10 protein-coding genes are annotated in these 17660 nt (G+C 68.0%); 3 read left to right on the forward strand and 7 right to left on the reverse strand.

From position 1 onward, the window contains the following. Positions 1-128: 128 nt before the first annotated feature. The 7 genes from ACFPQ5_RS01415 to ACFPQ5_RS01445 all read right to left on the reverse strand — a co-directional run bounded on the left by ACFPQ5_RS01415 (position 129) and on the right by ACFPQ5_RS01445 (position 10571). Complete coding sequence (locus ACFPQ5_RS01415; RefSeq protein WP_379751172.1) at positions 129-2828, reverse strand: molybdopterin-dependent oxidoreductase; 2700 nt, start codon at positions 2826-2828, stop codon at positions 129-131. A gap of 14 nt (positions 2829-2842) precedes the next feature. Then, positions 2843-4054 (reverse strand): NAD(P)/FAD-dependent oxidoreductase, encoded by a 1212-nt coding sequence (locus tag ACFPQ5_RS01420; RefSeq protein WP_379751174.1) that lies wholly within the window; start codon positions 4052-4054, stop codon positions 2843-2845. Beyond that, positions 4051-4392, reverse strand: a complete 342-nt coding sequence (gene nirD / locus ACFPQ5_RS01425; RefSeq protein ID WP_379751176.1) for a nitrite reductase small subunit NirD — start codon at positions 4390-4392, stop codon at positions 4051-4053. The genes ACFPQ5_RS01420 and nirD overlap by 4 nt, the downstream gene beginning before the upstream one ends. A gap of 11 nt (positions 4393-4403) precedes the next feature. Beyond that, positions 4404-6929: a nitrite reductase large subunit NirB gene (gene nirB / locus ACFPQ5_RS01430; protein ID WP_379751178.1), complete on the reverse strand. Its 2526-nt coding sequence runs from the start codon at positions 6927-6929 to the stop codon at positions 4404-4406. A 10-nt stretch (positions 6930-6939) separates the two neighbouring features. Next, on the reverse strand, positions 6940-8235 hold the full coding sequence (locus ACFPQ5_RS01435) for an MFS transporter (protein WP_379751180.1): 1296 nt from the start codon (positions 8233-8235) through the stop codon (positions 6940-6942). A 531-nt stretch (positions 8236-8766) separates the two neighbouring features. Next, a complete protein-coding gene (locus ACFPQ5_RS01440; protein WP_379751182.1) occupies positions 8767-9915 on the reverse strand; it encodes a CmpA/NrtA family ABC transporter substrate-binding protein in 1149 nt (382 codons plus the stop codon). After that, positions 9912-10571, reverse strand: a complete 660-nt coding sequence (locus ACFPQ5_RS01445) for an ANTAR domain-containing response regulator (protein WP_379751184.1) — start codon at positions 10569-10571, stop codon at positions 9912-9914. The genes ACFPQ5_RS01440 and ACFPQ5_RS01445 overlap by 4 nt, the downstream gene beginning before the upstream one ends. 488 nt (positions 10572-11059) lie before the next feature. Between ACFPQ5_RS01445 and ACFPQ5_RS01450 the strand changes: the two genes are divergently transcribed. The 3 genes from ACFPQ5_RS01450 (at position 11060) to ACFPQ5_RS01460 (ending at position 17575) form a co-directional block, all read left to right on the forward strand. After that, positions 11060-13411: a S9 family peptidase gene (locus ACFPQ5_RS01450; RefSeq protein ID WP_379751186.1), complete on the forward strand. Its 2352-nt coding sequence runs from the start codon at positions 11060-11062 to the stop codon at positions 13409-13411. A 93-nt stretch (positions 13412-13504) separates the two neighbouring features. Continuing rightward, on the forward strand, positions 13505-15769 hold the full coding sequence (locus ACFPQ5_RS01455; protein ID WP_379751188.1) for a hypothetical protein: 2265 nt from the start codon (positions 13505-13507) through the stop codon (positions 15767-15769). Between the two features lie 108 nt (positions 15770-15877). Further along, complete coding sequence (locus tag ACFPQ5_RS01460) at positions 15878-17575, forward strand: vWA domain-containing protein (RefSeq protein ID WP_379751190.1); 1698 nt, start codon at positions 15878-15880, stop codon at positions 17573-17575. The last annotated feature ends 85 nt before the right edge of the window (positions 17576-17660 follow it).

Below are 17660 nucleotides of genomic sequence, written 5' to 3' on the forward strand. Positions count from 1 at the left end.
TGTAGTAGCAGCAAGCAGTAGAAGCAGGTAGTACCTCGCGCCCAGGCTTTCGCCGCTTCCGCGGCACCCTGGGGGCACACTTCCCTCCTCCACCCGGAACATGGTGCCCACCGTGTTCCGGGTTGCTTTTATCCCCTCTCCGATTCACCGCACCTGGCCTCGGCCAGCAGCTTGCCGATCTCCGGCACGCAGGAACCGCAATTGCCGCCCGCCTTGAGGCAGCTCGTGACCTGCGCAGTCGTTTCCAGGCCCTGCTTGCGGATCGCCGCGTAAATCGTGTTGCGGCCGACGCCAAAGCAGGAGCAGACCGTCGGTCCCGGGTCCGCGCCGGCCAGCGGCGCACGCCCCGCCAGCAAAGTCGCGCGTTCGCCCGGCGCCAGCGTCTCCTGCGCGAACAGGCCGGCCAGCCACTGGCGCGGCGGCAGCGCCCCTCCACGCGTGACGAAGATGCAGGCCTGCAGCCGGCCCTCGACCAGGTGCGCCGCCCGGTACACGCCGGCGCCGGCATCGTCGTACTCGATCCAGTCGGCTTCCTCGTCCACGTCCAGCAGCGTGCGCGCCCACCCGGCCTGCGCGGGACCGCGGCCGCCCAACTCGTAGCGCACGAAGCCCGCGCCCTGCACCCGCGTCCAGTTGGCGACCTTGTCCACGGCCAGCGGCGTGCGGCTCAGCACAAAGGCCTGCCACTCGACGACGAAGGGTTCGACCCGCACCGGCGTGTGCTTGAATTCCGGCTCGCCCGAGACCGGATCGACCACCGGATTGACCAGCGCGCCGACGCGGGCATCCGACGCCGTCTGGCCGCTCCAGTGGATCGGCACGAACACGCTGCCGCGCGCGATGCCGCCGCCGTGCGCGACGCGCGCCACCATCGCGCCCCAGCGGCTGGTGACGCGCGCCAGTTCGCCTTCGCGCACGCCGCACAGCAGGGCGTCGTGCGGATGCAGGTCGATGGTCGGTTCCGGCGCATGGTTCGCCAGGCGCGGCGACTTGCCGGTGCGCGTCATGGTGTGCCACTGGTCGCGCAGGCGGCCCGTGTTCAGGGCCAGCGGGAAGTCCTCGTCGACGGCGTGCACCGGTGCGCGCGGCGCCGTCGCGATGAAGCGCGCCTTGCCGTTGGCGTGGGCGAAGCGGCAGTCGGCGAACAGGCGCTGCGTTCCTTCGCTGCTGCCTGGCGCTACCGGCCACTGGACCGGTTCGAGCGCGTCGTAGTCCTTGCGGTGCATGCCGGCGAGGCCGGAGATGTCGAACACGCGCCGATTGTGTGCATCGTTGCGCCAGCCCGACAGCCGTGCATGCTCGTCGAAGATCGCGTGCGCGTCTTCGTAGCCGAAACCAGTAAAACCCATGCGCCGCGCGACTTCGCACAGCGCCCGCCAGTCGGCGCGCGCTTCGCCCGGCGCCGGCAAAAACGCGCGCTGGCGCGAGATGCGGCGTTCGGAATTGGTCACCGTGCCGTCCTTTTCTCCCCAGCCCAGGGCCGGCAGCAGCACGTCGGCGTAGTCATTGGTATCGGTCGCGGCCACGATGTCGCTGACCACCACCAGCTCGCACTTGTCGAGCGCGCGCCGCACTTTCTCGGCGTCGGGCAGGCTGACCAGGGGATTGGTGGCCATGATCCACACGGCTTTTACTTTGCCCTCCTCCACCGCGCGGAACAGGTCGACCGCCTTCAGGCCCGGCTTGTCGGCGATGCGCGGCGCATCCCAGAAGCTGCGCACGAGCTCGCGCTGGGCCGGATTGTCGAGGTCCATGTGCGCGGCCAGCATGTTGGCCAGGCCGCCGACCTCGCGCCCGCCCATCGCGTTCGGCTGGCCGGTCAGCGAGAAGGGGCCCATGCCGGGCCGGCCGATGCGCCCGGTGAGCAGGTGGCAGTTGATGATGGCGTTGACCTTGTCGGTGCCGCTGGAGGACTGGTTCACGCCCTGCGAATACGCGCTGACGACTTTATCGCTTGCGGCGAAGGCCTCGTAGAAGGCAAGCAGCTTGCCAGGGTCGACGCGGCAGATGCGCGCCACCTGGACCGGGTCGCTGCAATCGGTATCGGCCGTGGCCAGGGCGCCTTCCAGCCCTTCGGTCTGCGCCTGCACGAAGGCCGCATCGGCGTGTCCGTGGCGCGCGAGATAGGTGAGCAGGCCGTTGAACAGCCAGACGTCGGTGCCGGGCTTGATCGGCAGGTGCAGGTCGGCCAGCTCGCAGGTGGCTGTGCGGCGCGGGTCGATCGCCACGATGCGCAAGCCAGGCCGCGCTTCCTTCGCCTTCAGGATGCGCTGGAACAGGGTCGGATGGCACCAGGCCGTGTTCGAGCCGACCAGCACGACCAGGTCGGCCAGCTCGAAGTCCTCGTAGCAGCCGGGGACCAGGTCTTCGCCGAAGGCGCGCTTGTGGCCGGCCACGCTGGAGGACATGCACAGGCGCGAATTGGTGTCGATGTTGGCGCTGCCAACGTAGCCCTTCATGAACTTGTTGGCGACGTAGTAGTCCTCGGTCAGCAGCTGGCCGGAGACGTAGAGCGCGACCGCGTCCGGGCCGTATTCTTCGATGATGCGCGCGAAGCCGCCAGCCACGCGCTCCAGGGCTTCGTCCCAGCCGGCGCGGCGCATCGCGCCCTCTTCACGGATGTGCGGATACAGCAGGCGGCCGTCGAGATCGAGCGTCTCGCCGAGGGCCGCGCCCTTCACGCACAGGCGTCCGCCGCTTGCTGCGTGCCGGGCATCGCCGGCGATGATCGGGATCGTGCCCGGCTTGACGGTGGCCGTCACGCCGCAGCCGACGCCGCAGTATGGACAGGTGGTGCGCACGGTGGGCGCGGGCAAGGACATGTCCATGGTGCTTCCTTTTCTTATGTTGCAGTACAGAGCGCCTGGCCGAACAGCAGCCGGTCGCGCAGTTGTGAAACGTCGGCACCGCGCTGGATCAGGTCGAAATACCAGGGGCCGTCGCCGACGTCGCCCATCAGTACCGCGCCGGTCACGCGCCCGCCCTCGAGCACGAGGCGTTTATACACACCGGCCGTGCGGTCGCGCAGCACCAGCTCTTCGCTGCCTTCGCCGCCGAGGATGTCGCCGGCCGAATACAGGTCGATGCCGGTGACTTTCAGCTTGGTGGCGGTGGCGGCCTGCACGTAGCGGCGGTGTCCGGCGCCGGCCAGGTGGGCGGCGCAGACGCGCGCCTGTTCCCACACCGGTGCGACCAGGCCGAAGGTGGCGCGCCGGTGCTGCACGCATTCGCCGACGGCATAGACGCGCGGGTCATAGGTCTGCAGGGTGTCGTCGACGACGATCGCCCGTTCGCAATGCAGGCCCGCATCGCGCGCCAGCGCGATATTGGGGCGCACGCCGGCCGCCATCACGACCAGGTCGGCCGGCAATGCGCTGCCGTCGGCGAACTGCACCGCTTCGACCTTGCCTTCGCCCGTGATCGCCGTGGTCTGGGCACCGAGCACGATCTGCAGGCCGCTGCGTTCGAGCGACTCCTTCAGCAGGCGCCCTGCTTCGCCGTCGAGCTGCTGGTTCATCAGGCTGGCCGCCACGTGCACGACGGTCACGCGCATCCCGCGCCGCATGAGCGCGTGCGCCGCTTCCAGTCCCAGCAGGCCGCCGCCGATGACCACCGCAATACCTTTCTCGCGCGCGGCGGCCAGCATGGTGTCGACGTCCTGCAGGTCGCGAAAGCCGACCACGCCGGGCAGCGTATTGCCTGGCACTGGAAGCATGAACGGCGTCGAACCGGTCGCCAGCAACAGGCGGTCGTAGGGCGCTTCCAGACCGGAGCGGGCAACGACGACGCGCCGCTTGCGGTCGATGCGCACCACCGGATCGCCCGCGTGCAGGGTGATGCCGTGCTCGGCATACCAGGCGCGCGGATGCAGCATGATGTCCTCGACCTGCTTGTCGCCGGCCAGCAGCGGAGAGAGCAGCACGCGGTTGTAGTTCCCATGCGGCTCGGCGCCGAAGACGGTGATGTCGTACAGCTCGGGCGCAAGCTTCAGCAGTTCCTCGACCGTGCGCATGCCGGCCATGCCGTTGCCGATGAGGACGAGACGGGGTTTCATGCGGCGACCCACACGGTGCCGTTCTCGATCCGCACCGGGAAGCTGCTCACCGAGTGCGCCGGCGCTTCCAGGCACTCGCCCGTCTGCAGATCGAAGTGATGCTTGTAGATCGGCGACGCGACCACGATGCGCTCGCCGATGCTGCCGACCAGGCCGCGCGAGAGCACGGCGGCATGCGCGTTCGGATCGTAGTTATCGATGGCGAACAGGCGTTCCCGGCCGACGCGGAACACGGCGACCTGGCGGCCGTTCAGCAAGGCGCAGACGCCGGTGTCGGGCACGATCTCGTCGACGGGGCAGATCGCATTCCAGTTGTGAAGCTGAATATCTCGGTGCATGGCGAACTCCTTCAGTTGATGGCTGCGATCGGGATCGTGCGGCGGCGTTCTTCGATGGTGGCCGGACGAACCTGGCCGCGCTCCGGCATGAAGACCACGTTGTCGTCCTGCGCCGGACTGTTGACGAAGTGGCGGAAGCGCTTGCGCACCTCCGGGTCCTCGACCGCGCTCTTCCATTCGCAGGCATAGCTGTCGACGACTGCCTGCATGTCGGCTTCCAGTTCTTCTGCGATGCCCAGCTTGTCGTCGACGACCACGCTCTTGAGGTAATCCAGCCCGCCTTCCAGGTGTTCGCGCCAGGTGCTGGTGCGCTGCAGGCGGTCCGCCGTGCGCACGTAGAACATCAGGAAGCGGTCGACCAGCTTCACCACGGTCGCCTCGTCCAGGTTGGAGGCGATCAGCTCGGCGTGACGCGGCTTCATGCCGCCGTTGCCGCACACGTACAGGTTCCAGCCCCTGTCGGTGGCGATCAGGCCGACGTCCTTGCCCTGGGCCTCGGCGCATTCGCGGGTGCAGCCGGAGACGCCGAATTTCACCTTATGCGGCGTGCGCAAGCCCTTGTAGCGGTTCTCCAGCGCGATGGCGAAGCCGGCGCTGTCGCCCACGCCGTAGCGGCACCAGGTCGAGCCGACGCAGGACTTCACGGTACGCAGCGACTTGCCGTAGGCATGGCCGGACTCGAAGCCGGCGGCGATCAGTTCTTCCCAGATCGGCGGCAGCTGGTCGACCCTGGCACCGAACAGGTCCACGCGCTGGCCGCCCGTGATCTTGGTGTACAGCCCGTACTTCTTGGCGATCTGGCCGACGGCGATCAGGCCGTCGGCCGTGACTTCGCCGCCCGGCATGCGCGGCACCACCGAATACGTGCCGTCCTTCTGGATATTCCCGAGGAAGTAGTCGTTCGAATCCTGCAGGCTCGCGTGCTCGGGCTTCAAGACGAAATCGTTCCAGGTCGAGGCCAGGATGTTGGCGGCGACCGGCTTGCAGACGTCGCAGCCGAGGCCCGTGCCGTGCTTGGCCAGCAGTTCGCCGAAACTCCGGATGCGCCCGACCCGCACCAGGTGGTGCAGTTCCTGGCGCGAGTGCGCGAAGTGTTCGCACAGCGCGCGGCTGACGGCCACGCCCTGCTTCGCCAGTTCGGCGTTCAGCACCTGCGTCACCAGCGGCACGCAGCCGCCGCAGGCCGTGCCGGCCGTCGTGCACTTCTTCAGCGCGCCGATGCTGGTGGCGCCGTCCTGCACGGCCGCGCACAGGGCGCCTTTCGAGATGTCGTTGCAGGAGCAGATCTGGGCCGTGTCCGGCAGCGCGTCGACGCCGAGCCCCTTCTTCGCTGCGCCGCTGGCCTGCGGCAGGATCAGGCTCTCGGGTGCTTCCGGCAGGTCGATGCCGTTCAGTGCCATCTGCAGCAGCGTGCCGTATTCGGCCGCGTCGCCCACCAGCACCGCACCCAGCAGGCGCTTGCCGCAATCGCTGACGACCAGCTTTTTATAGGTCTGGCGCCGCTCGTCGAGGTACTGCACGCTGCGGCTGCCGCTTGTCGCGCCGTGGGCGTCGCCGATGCTGGCGACGTCTACGCCCATCAGTTTCAGCTTGGTGCTCAGGTCCGCGCCGGCGAAGCCGCCGGGCGCGCCCAGTACGTGGCGGGCGGCGGCGCGCGCCATGTCGTAGCCCGGCGCCACCAGGCCGAACAGCTGGCCGCGCCAGGCCGCGCATTCGCCGACCGCGTAGATGTCGGGGTCGGACGTGAGGCAATCGTCGTCGATCGCCACGCCGCCGCGCGGCCCCAGCGCGAGATCGCAGGCGCGGGCCAGCTCGTCGCGCGGACGGATGCCGGCCGAGAACACGATCATGTCGGTGTCGAGGTGAGTGCCGTCGGCGAAGCGCATGCGATGGGTGCCGGCTTCGCCGTCGACGATCTCCAGCGTGTTCTTGCCGGTGTGGACCGTGACGCCGAGTTCTTCGATACGGCCGCGCAGCACGCGCGCACCGGGGTCGTCGACCTGCACCGCCATCAGGCGCGGCGCGAATTCGACCACGTGCGCCTCCAAACCCAGGTCGCGCAGGGCTTTCGCGCATTCCAGGCCGAGCAGTCCGCCGCCGACCACGACGCCGGTACGCGAACGGGCGCCGCATTCCTGCATCGCTTCCAGGTCTTCGATGGTGCGGTAGACGAAGCAGTCGGCGCGTTCTCGGCCCGCTACCTGCGGCACGAAGGGAGAGGAGCCGGTCGCCAGCACCAGCTTGTCGTAGACGAGGACTTCTCCGCTTGCCAGCGTCACCGTGTGTTCCGAACGGTCGATGGCGACCACCCTGGCGTCAAGCTTCAACGCCAGATTGCTGCGCTCGAAGAAGCCCGGCGCGACCAGCGACAGGTCCTCCGCCGTCTTCCCCGCAAAGAATTCGGACAGGTGCACGCGGTCGTAGGCCGGGCGCGGCTCTTCGCCCAGCACCGTGATGTGGATGTGGGGCGCGGCGGCGGCCAGGCTCTCGACGAATTTGTGGCCGACCATGCCGTGGCCGATGACGATGACGTTCATACTGCTCTCCTCATGCACGCGCCGCGGCGGCGGCGCTCGTTGCGGTATTGCTGAATCGGGCGCCCAGGGCGCACAGGCTGGCCACCACCACCAGGCCGCCCAGGATGAACAGGGTCTGGCGCACGTCGCCCGTCCCTTTCATCAGGAAGCCCGCCAGCACGGCGCCGACATTGCCGCCGGCGCCGACGATACCGGCCACGCCGCCCAGCGCGCTCGGGGCGACGAAAGGCACCAGCGCATAGGTGGCGCCACAAGCCATGTGGGTGAACAGCCCGAAGACCAGCATGGCGGCGAGTGCGAAGGCGACGCCGTCGGCATTCGCGAACAGGAGCAGGCCCAGGCCTTCGCCCACCATCAGCACGAACAGCACGGTGACGCGGCTGTTGAGGTCACCACGTCCGGCGCAGCGGTCCGACAGCCAGCCGCCCAGTGCCCGGGCGAACAGCGCCAGCACGCCGAAGCTGCCGGCCGCCAGGCCCGCGGCCTTGAGCGACAGGCCGAAATGGTCGACGTAGTACACGGCGGCGATGTTGTGGATGAAGATCTCGATGCCGAAGCAGGCGCCGTAGGTGACGAACAGCAGCCAGGCGCGGTGGTTGCGGCAGGCCGCCTTGAAACTGGCCCAGCCGCCCTTGCCGCCGCTTTCGACAGGAACGCCGGCCGCGCGCAGCTCGCTGAAATTCCCGGCCGGGCAGTCCTGGGTGTAGCGCCAGTAGACGACGGCCATGACCAGCATCGCGACCCCCGGGACGATCAGCGCGACGCGCCAGCCCAGGGTTTCGGACACGCCCGCCATCAGCAGGGCCGCCAGCAGCAGCGGCATCGCCGCCTGAGCCGCCCCGCCGCCGGCATTGCCCCAGCCGGCGGCGGCCGCGTTGGCGGTGCCGACGACCTTGGGCGCGAACATCACCGAGGTGTGGTACTGGGTGATGACGAAGCTCGCGCCCACGGCGCCGATCCCGAGCCGGAACAGCAGGAAGCTTTCGTAGCTCTGGGCGAAGGCGACGCCCAGCACGGGAATCGCGCCGAGGGCCAGCAGGCCGGTGTAAGTCTTGCGCGGACCGTATCGGTCGCACAGCGGACCCACGACCAGGCGCACCAGGATCGTGATCGCGACCGCGGCGATATTGATGTTGGCGATCTGCGCCACCGACAGCCCAAACTCGCCTTTGATCACCGGCATCAGCGGCGCGCAGGCGAACCAGGCGAAGAAGCAGACGAAGAAGGCGACCCAGGTCAGGTGGAAGGCCCGCATCTGGGGCGTGTGGAACTCGAGTAAGTTGATGCTGTTCGCTTTGCTGGCCATGGTATCCCTCGTTTGAAAACAAAAAGGCGTCCGCGTCCCGAGGTGGTCACCTGGGAGGCGGACGCCGTTGTCCGGATGAGCAGGTCCTGCGTTGGACCTGCCAGATAAATGAAGGGATCGCCGTTGATCCTGTCCTCTGTGTTTGCAAGAGGCGTGCCAGAAGCGGCGCGGGGCGGGAAGGACCGTCAGGGCGGTGCGGGCGCTCTATTGCAGTGCACAATGCGCGTTAATGATGCAAGAATGCGCACCGGGATGATTCGGTACAGGTGAACTTGACCCGTAAGGTGGGCGGGTTCCCCCGCCCACGCGTTCAACCAGCTAGGGAATGGACGCGATATCAAGATAGATACGCCTGTTGAACGCGTGGGCGGGGAACCCGCCCACCTTACGGGTTAATGATGCGAAAGCGCGCACTGTCGTAGGGTGGGCGCCCCGTGCCCACCGATGGTCGAGCAGGGTTGGCGCACGCGGAACCGGTGGGCACGGGGCGCCCGGTGAAACCGTGGGCGAGGCCATTGGCCTCGCCCACCCCTACGCCCTCAGGGCTTGCGGATCGCGCTGGTGAATCGCGAACGAGGCCGTATACCCCACCGGATCGCTGCCATCCCACACCCGCCCATCCATCAGCCGGCTGCTGCGCATCAGCCCATCCGGCACGTCCACGCCCGCCAGCGCCGCCGCCTCGCGATACAACTCCACCTGGTTCACCGCGCAGGCCACGCCCAGGTAATCGGGATCAGCACGCAGCAAACCCCAGCGCCGCTGCTGGGTCAGGAACCACATCCCGTCCGACAGCCAGGGAAAAGTCGCCTCCCCTTCGCCGAAGAAGCGCAGGCCGGGAAAGTCGCCGCGCCGCGGCAGCAGGCAGGCGCGCAGCAGGTCGACCCTGGCGTGGACGTAGGCTGGACTGGCCAGCACTTCGGCCGCCGCTTCGCGGTTGGTGGCCGAAGCGTCGAGCCAGCGCGCGCTGTCGAGCAGGGCCGCGACGAGAGCCCGGCAGCTGTTCGGATGGCGCGCGACGAAATCGGCGCGCGCGCCGAGCGCCTTGCCGGGGTGATTCGGCCAGACCTGGCTGCTGGGCGCAACCAGCGCGCCGCTCGCTTCCATCACCGCGCGCCGGCTCCAGGGCTCGCCCGCGCAAAAGCCGTCCATGTGGCCGGCTTCCAGGTTGGCCGCCATCTGGCCCGGCGGCACCGTCACGAGGCGCATCTGCGCCAGCGGATCGATGCCGGCCGCGGCCAGCCAGTAGCACAGCCACATCGCATGGTTCCCGGTCGGGAAGGTGTGGCCGAAGGTGTAGCGCCGCGGCTGTTCGCGCATCAGCGCGGCCAGGCCGGCGCCGTCCTTCACGCCGGCGGCCGCCACGGCGCGCGAGAGCACGATGGCCTGGCCGTTCTGGTTCAGGTTCATCAGCACGGCCATGTCGCGCGGGGCGCTGCCGATCCCCATCTGCAGGCCGTACAGCAAGCCGTACAGGGCGTGCGCGCCATCGAGTTCGCCGTTGGTGAGGCGGTCGCGCATGGCCGACCAGGACTGCTGGCGCTCCAGCACGAGCTTGATGCCGTACTTCTCGTCGAAGCCGAGGATGGATGCCATGACCAGCGGCGCGCAGTCGGCCAGCGGCATGAAACCGATACGGAGTGTCTCGGTTTCGGGGCGGTCGGAACCGGCGATGTTCATGGGTTTCCTTTCGCCGGGCGTTCGCCCAGCAAGTCCTCGACGTCCAGGATCCGCTGCGCGATCTCGGCCAGTCTCATGTTCTTGTTCATCGCCAGGCTGCGCAGGCGGCCGTAGGCTTCGTCCTCGAGCAGCCCGTGGCGCGCCATCAGCAAGCCCTTGGCGCGGTCGATCACCTTGCGCTCGGCCAGCTTCTGGCGGGTGTCGGCCAGTTCGCCCAGCAGTTTCTGCTCGCGCTTGAAGCGCGCCAGCGCCACGTCGAGCACGGGGCGCACGCGCTCGGCGCGCAGGCCGGCCACGATATAGGCCGAGACGCCGGCCGCCACCGCCGCTTCCATCGTGTCGGCGCTGTCGTCCTCGGTGAACAGCACGATCGGCCGGCGCGCCTCGCGGGTGGCGATCACGATGTGTTCGAGCACGTCGCGCGCGTCGGACTCGCTGTCGACGATGATCAGGTCGGGCTGCAGCTGGGCGATGCGCTCGGGCAGGAAGATGTCCGGCGGGAGCGAGGCGACGATGTCGTAGCCCGACTCGAGCAGGCCAACGCGCAGGGCTGCGCTGCGGCAGGCCTGGGCAGCGAGGGCGGCGTCGTCCGCCTGCGCGTCGCCGCCATGGACGACGACGATGCGCAGGCTGCGGGAAGGATCGGGAGCTTTCATGCCCCTGGTCGATGCAAGAAGCGGGCCACGCCGCTGTCCATACAACACAGCCGCAGTCGAGATATTTCACTCATCAATATCTGGCGACGCCACGAATGCTCATCCATTCACAAAACGCATCGCCGAGATCACAAACAAAAAGTTCGTTTATGACTGGGAGGGACTTATACTGCAACGCAACATTACCAACAAACCCAAGGAGCTCCAGCATGACCGTTCTCGAATTCCTCCCTGTCGGCCTCGCCGTGCTCGCCGTTGTCGCCCGCATCGCCATGTTCCTGCCACGCCAGCCGAAGTCGGCCGCACAAGCCGGCTAAGCTGCAACGCAGCACCCGACGCTCCAAGGCGCGCCCGTCAATACGCGGGACGCGCCTTTTTTCATGGGCCGGATAAATCTTCCGTGCGCTCCCCTGTCGCAGAGTGGCTGAGCTAGAATGCATGCGCATTTTCTGGCCAGAAAGCTATTTTCACTCACTCACACATCCACGATGCGACTTCCTGCCCTCACTTTTATTGCCGCGCTGAGCGCCCTTCCGGCGGCGGCAGCCCCCACGCCGATCACCCTCGAGCAGGCCATGGCCCATCCGGACTGGATCGGCAATCCGGTCGAAGCCGCATGGTGGAGCTGGAACGGCAAGGATGTGTACTTCAAGCAGAAGCGAAGCGGCTCGCAATTGCGCGACACCTTCCTCGCCGCGCAAAAAGGCGCACAGAAAGTCGACGACGCCGACCTGGCGAAACTCGACAGCCCGGCCGTGGTCTACGATCGTGCACACACCCGCACCATCATGGTGCGTAACGGCGACCTGTTCGAGCGCGACCTCAAAAGCGGGCAGCTGGTCCAGATCACCCGCGGCGTGAAGGCCGAAGATCCGCAGTTCTCCAGCGACGAGCGCGCCATTCAATTCCGCGTCGGCCACGACTGGTTCAGCTGGGACCGCGCCAGCCGCGTGCAGGGCCCTGTGGCCCAGCCGCGTGCTGCCAAGGACCCGGCCAATCCGGAAGCGGACGCGCTGCGCGACATGCAGCTGCGCCTGATGACGACCCTGAAGCGCGCCAGGGACGACCGCGACGCCGCCCGCGCGCGTACTGAAGAAGAGCGCCGGGCCGATGCCACGCGCGCGCCCGGCCAGGTATACCTGGGCGACAAGGTCACCATCGAGGGCAGCGCCCTGTCGCCAGACGGACGCTGGCTGCTGGTCGTCACCGCCGCCAAGGGCGCGGATAAAGGCCGCGTCGGCAAGATGCCGCGCTATGTGACCGAATCGGGTTACGAAGAGATGGACGACGAGCGTACCCGCGTCGGCCGCACCAATCCGGTGCCGCACCAGCTCAAACTGATCGATCTCACCACCAGCCGCGTGCAGGACGTCCCCTTCGACACCCTGCCCGGCATTGCGGTCGACCCGCTCGCCAAGCTGCGCGCCGAAGCCAAGCTCGAGCCGCTGAAGGGCAACCGTCCGCTACGCATCGCCGACCGCGCCGACGCCGTGCGCTGGACCCTCGACGGCAAGCAGGCCGCCGTCATGCTGCGCGCGGTCGACAACAAGGACCGCTGGATCGCCACCGTCGACCTGAAAGCGGCGAAGCTGGTGCCGCAGCACCGACTCAGCGACGAAGCCTGGGTCAACTTCGACAACAGCGATTTCGGCTGGCTGCCGGACAACCGCACCCTGTGGTTCGTGTCGGAAGAAAGCGGCTACGCCCACCTGTACACGCAAACGCCAGGCGGCCCGCACCGCGCGCTGACCAGCGGCCAATGGGAAGCCGGCGACGTGCGGTGGAGTGCCGACGCCGCCACCGCCTACATGCTCTGCAACCGCAAGAATCCGGGCACGTATGAAGTCTGCGCCGTGAACGCCAAGGACGGCGCCACGCGCGAAGTGACGCAGCTCGAAGGCGTCGAGCGCTTCACCCTGTCGCCGGACAGCCGCAAGCTGCTGGTCCACTATTCGTCGAGCTACATGCCGGCCCAGCTGGCGACCGTGCCGGCGAGCGGCGGCGCGGCCGTCAGGCTGACCGACACACGTACCGCGGACTACAAGGCGCGCGAGTGGATCCAGCCCGAATTCGTGGCGGTGCCGTCGAGCGACGGCGGCGCGCCGGTCTGGTCCAAGCTGTACCGCCCGGCGAACATGGTCGCCGGTAAAAAATATCCGGTCGTGATGTTCGTGCACGGCGCCGGCTACCTGCAGAACACCCATAAACGCTTCCCGGTCTACTTCCGCGAGCAGATGTTCCACAACCTGCTGGTCGAAAAAGGCTACATCGTGCTCGACATGGACTACCGCGCATCGCAAGGCTATGGCCGCAACTGGCGCACCGCGATCTACCGCCAGATGGGCCACCCGGAACTGGTGGACTACCAGGACGGCGTGAAGTACATGGTGGCGAACCACCAGGGCGACCCGGCGAACGTCGGCATCTACGGGGGCAGCTACGGCGGCTTCATGACCTTCATGGCCCTGATGCGCGCGCCGGAGATGTTCAAGTCGGGCGCAGCCCTGCGTCCGGTGACCGACTGGACCAGCTACAACCACGAGTACACCGCGAACATCCTGAATACGCCGGACCTCGATCCGCAGGCCTATAAAATCTCGTCGCCGATCGAGTACGCCGACAAGCTGCAGGGGAACCTGCTGATCGCGCACGGCATGGTCGACGACAACGTGTTCTACCAGGACTCGGTGCGCATGGCCCAGCGCCTGATCGAACTCCGGAAGGACAACTGGGAACTGGCGAGCTACCCGCTCGAACGCCACGCCTACACCCAGCCGGAAAGCTGGTTCGACCAGTATCGCCGCATTTATAAACTGTTCGAACGCACGCTGAAACAGTAAGCCTGCAGGCTTCAGACGGACAAACGGGCGCCCCGCGGGGCGCCTTTTGTTTTACTGTTCACCTTGTTTTCGTTTCGCTTTCCGATTGCCCTCATGACGCCTTCCGTTTCCCGCACTCTCTCCTGCCTGCTGGCCCTCCTCGCCTGCGGCGCCGTCCACGCCCAGGACAAGGGCAAGTCCGGCGACCTGGGTTTTGTCGGCTTGCCCGTCACCGGCCAGCTCGATGCGAACCGCGTGCTGGCCGAGCGCCACGGCGAAGCGCCTGACGATGAGGACAAGGATCAGGACAAGGACAAGGACAAGGACAAAGGCAAGGACAAGGACAGGGCCGGCGCCAGGGAAGACGCCGCGCCCGCGCGTGCAGCGCGCAGCACGCCGATTCCAGCGGGCGGCATCACCGGCGTCGTCATCGAGAGTACCGCGCGCGAAGACCAGGCCGACGTGCCGGTCAGCTTCGGCCAGGTCTTCGCGCCCGGCGACCTGCCGCGCGGCGCCGGCCTGGCCGCCAGGCTGGCCGACGGCAGCCTGCTGCCGCTGCAGCTGGACGTCAAGGCCAGCCATCCGGACGGGTCGGTGCGCCACGCCGTGATCTCGCTGATCCTGCCGCGCCTGCGTGCGGGCAAGGACCTGGGCCTGGCCCTGGTCAAGAGCACGAAGAAGCCGCAGGGAAGCGCGAAGGCGGGCAGCGCGCCCGACACCGTGGTCACTGTCGTGATCGACGGCGAGCGTTATACCGCGTCGAGCGCGGTCCTGCTGAAGGCGCAGAAGGCGCAGACCTGGCTGCAAGGCCCGGTCGTCACCGAGCTGCAGGTGGCCGCGCCGCTGAAGAACGCCAAGGGCGACGAGCACCCGCACCTGGCGGCGCGTTTCGCGCTGCGCTGGTATCCGGAAGCGCGCCAGGCGCGGGTGGACGTGACGCTCGAAAACGACTGGGCCTACGAACCCGATCCGCGCAATTTCACCTACGACGTGACGATCACGGCCGGCGGCAAACAGGTCTACCGCAGGCAGGACCTGACGCACCACCACCATGCGCGCTGGCGCAGCGTGGCCTGGACCGGCGAGGCGCCGGCCCTGCACCTGCGCCACGACAGCGCCTACCTGATCGCAACGCGCGCGCTGCCGAACTACGATCTCTCGGTCGTCATGCGCGAGAAGGCGCTGGCCACGATGGACGCGCAGTGGGAAGGGCCGAAGACCGAACCGATGGGCGTGGGCCTGGCCGCGCGCTCGATGCACGCCCAGGGCGGACGCCCCGACATCGGCCTGCTGCCCGGCTGGGGCGCGGCTTACCTGATCAGCATGGACCCGCGCGCGAAGAAGGTCACGCTCGGCACCGCGGACCTCGCCGGCAGCTGGCCGATCCACTACCGCGACAAGCAGACCGGCCTGCCCGTCAGCCTGCTCGACTATCCCTACATGACCCTGCTCGGGCGGCCGAACGACACCCGCAATCCGAAGACCGGCAAACTGGAAGTCTTCCCGACCTGCCGCAAGGAGCTGTGCGCGTCGCCGAACGGCGCCGACGATTCGCACCAGCCGGCCTTCGCCTACCTGCCCTACCTCGTCACCGGCGACCACTACTACCTGGAAGAGCTGCAATTCTGGGCCATGCTGAACGTCTTCGCGACCAACCCGGGCTACCGCAAGAACGTGCAGGGACTGCTCGCGCCCGGCCAGGTGCGCGGCCAGGCCTGGAGCCTGCGCACGCTGGGCGAGGCCGCCTACATCACGCCCGACGGCCATCCGCTCAAGCAGGCCTTCACTACCCTGCTCGACAACAACCTGGACTGGTACAACGCCACGTACAGCCACAACAAGGAAGCCAACAAGCTGGGCGTCATCGTCAACGGTTATGCGGTCCTCTACAACAAGAAGACCGGGGTCGCGCCCTGGCAGGACGACTTCTTCACCGCCGCCGTCGGCCACCTGGCGGAGCTCGGCTTCAGGGAGGCCGAGCCGCTGCTCAAGTGGAAAGCGCGGTTCCCGATCGGGCGCATGGTGGGCGACGGCGTCTGCTGGATCGAAGGCGCGGCCTATGCCTGGGCGGTACGCGCGACGCCCAGCGGGCCCTTCTTCGATACGATAGCCGAAGCCTACGCGGCCACCGTCGGCCCCGAGGTCGCCGCCCTGCCCTGCAACAGCGCCCAGATGACGGCCGCGGTCAAGAAGCGCCAGGGCGACATGGGCGGCTATTCCAACGCCGTTGCCGGCTTCCCGTCGAACATGCAGCCGGCGCTGGCCTATGCCGCGAACGCCGGCGGCGAAGCCGGACGCAAGGCCTGGGCGCGCTTCATGTCGCGCAGCGTCAAGCCCGACTATGGCAATGGTCCCCAGTTCGCGATCGTGCCGCGCTGAACGCGCAGGGGCTGCCACGGCTTAAAACGATTACAACATGTAACCGCGATTGCATCGGCGCGCCGCCCGTAGCATCTTGTACGAACAATAATTCGACAAGGTCCTGACATGAGACACGCCGCTTTTGCCCTGCCTGCCCTGGCAGCCGCATCCCTTCTTGCCGCCTGCAGCACGGAGAGCCAGCTGGCCCAGCCCGCGGCCGCCGAGGCCGGGGCCAGCGCCGCGGCGCCCGCGCCTCCTGCGCCCCCCGCGCCGCAGCAGCGCGTGGCGGTATCCGGGTCGCGCCCGCGGTTCGCCACCGGCGACGCCTTCACCTATGCGCCGGCGCTGGCGCCGCCACCCTACTTCATGCCGCCGCATGTCTTCAAGATGCCGGGCGTCGACAAGTTCCCCGACAGCGCAGCCAACAAGGCGATCCTGGTCGAGGAGCAGCCCGTCTCCACCTTCAGTACCGATGTCGACACGGCCTCGTATGCCTTCGTGCGCCGCCAGTTGACCGCCGGCCGCATGCCGCCGGCTGCCGCGGTGCGCGTCGAAGAGATGGTGAACTACTTCCCCTACGATTACGCGCGCCCGTCCAGCCGCAGCCAGCCCTTCGCGGTGACGACCGCGGTGATGCCGAGCCCGTGGAAGGCCGAGAACCAGCTGCTGCACATCGCCGTGCGCGGCTTCGATGTGAATGCGGCGCAGCAGCCGCCGATGAACGTGGTGCTGCTGGTCGACGTCTCCGGTTCGATGGGTCCGCAGGACCGGCTGCCGCTGCTGAAGCAGGGCTTCCGCCTCTTTGCGGAGAGCCTGCGTCCGCAGGACCGCGTCGCGATCGTCACCTACGCCAGCGGCACCAAGGTGGCGCTCGAGCCGACCGGCGGCGGCGACAGGCAGAAGGTGCTGGACGCCATCAACGCCCTCGGCGCAGGCGGCAGTACGGCCGGCGCCGACGGCCTGCAGCGCGCCTATGCGATGGCCGAGCGCCACTTCGACAAGGATGCGGTGAACCGCGTGATCCTCGCCACCGACGGCGACTTCAACGTCGGCATCACCGATCCGCGCGAACTGGAGAAATTCGTCGCCGCCAAGCGCAAGAGCGGCGTCTACCTCTCCATCCTGGGCGTCGGCAGCGGCAACCTGAACGACGCGCTGATGCAGCGCCTCGCGCAGTCGGGCAACGGCAACGCGGCCTACATCGATTCGCTGCTGGAAGCGAGAAAAGCCCTGGGCGAAGAACTCGGCTCGACCATGTTCCCGATCGCGAACGACGTCAAGATGCAGGTCGAGTTCAACCCGGCGCAAGTCGCCGCCTACCGCCTGATCGGCTACGAAACGCGCATGCTGGCGCGCCAGGATTTCAAGGACGACAAGGTCGACGCCGGTGACATGGGCGCGGGCCATACGGTCACGGCGATCTACGAGATCACGCCCGCCGGCGCTGCCGGTACACTGGTCGATCCGCTGCGCTACGGCGAAGGCAAGAAGCCGGCAGCGCAGGCAAAGAGCGACGAGCTGTGCTTCGTGCGGGTGCGCTACAAGCTGCCTGGCGAAAGCCAGAGCCGCCTGGTCGAGCAGCCGGTACGTGCGGGTACGGCGCACAAGTCGCTGCAGGCGGCGCCGGCTGACCAGCGCTTCGCCGTCGCCGTGGCCGCCTTCGGCCAGCGCCTGCGCGGCGAACAGCAGCTGGCCGATTACGCGTATGCCGACATCGCCGAGCTGGCGAACGGCGCGCGCGGCGCGGATTCAGAAGGGTATCGGGCCGAGTTCGTGAACCTGGTGCGGATGACGGAGGCGCTGGGCAAGGCCGGGCAGCCGTAAGACGTGGGGTGGGCGCCCTGTGCCCACCAAAAACGATGCGCCAACGCAGTGCATGCTCTCGGTGGGCACGGGGCGCCCACCCTAC

This window comes from Massilia suwonensis (assembly GCF_042655665.1).
In the GTDB taxonomy this organism is placed as follows: domain Bacteria; phylum Pseudomonadota; class Gammaproteobacteria; order Burkholderiales; family Burkholderiaceae_D; genus Telluria; species Telluria suwonensis.

Bases quoted from the DNA above. Each gene is read 5' to 3' on its own strand.
- nirB (WP_379751178.1), bottom strand. From the start codon at position 6,929: ATGAACGTCATCGTCATCGGCCACGGCATGGTCGGCCACAAATTCGTC.
- ACFPQ5_RS01415 (WP_379751172.1), bottom strand. From the start codon at position 2,828: ATGGACATGTCCTTGCCCGCGCCCACCGTGCGCACCACCTGTCCATAC.
- ACFPQ5_RS01455 (WP_379751188.1), top strand. From the start codon at position 13,505: ATGACGCCTTCCGTTTCCCGCACTCTCTCCTGCCTGCTGGCCCTCCTC.
- ACFPQ5_RS01435 (WP_379751180.1), bottom strand. From the start codon at position 8,235: ATGGCCAGCAAAGCGAACAGCATCAACTTACTCGAGTTCCACACGCCC.
- ACFPQ5_RS01445 (WP_379751184.1), bottom strand. From the start codon at position 10,571: ATGAAAGCTCCCGATCCTTCCCGCAGCCTGCGCATCGTCGTCGTCCAT.
- nirD (WP_379751176.1), bottom strand. From the start codon at position 4,392: ATGCACCGAGATATTCAGCTTCACAACTGGAATGCGATCTGCCCCGTC.
- ACFPQ5_RS01440 (WP_379751182.1), bottom strand. From the start codon at position 9,915: ATGAACATCGCCGGTTCCGACCGCCCCGAAACCGAGACACTCCGTATC.
- ACFPQ5_RS01450 (WP_379751186.1), top strand. From the start codon at position 11,060: ATGCGACTTCCTGCCCTCACTTTTATTGCCGCGCTGAGCGCCCTTCCG.
- ACFPQ5_RS01420 (WP_379751174.1), bottom strand. From the start codon at position 4,054: ATGAAACCCCGTCTCGTCCTCATCGGCAACGGCATGGCCGGCATGCGC.
- ACFPQ5_RS01460 (WP_379751190.1), top strand. From the start codon at position 15,878: ATGAGACACGCCGCTTTTGCCCTGCCTGCCCTGGCAGCCGCATCCCTT.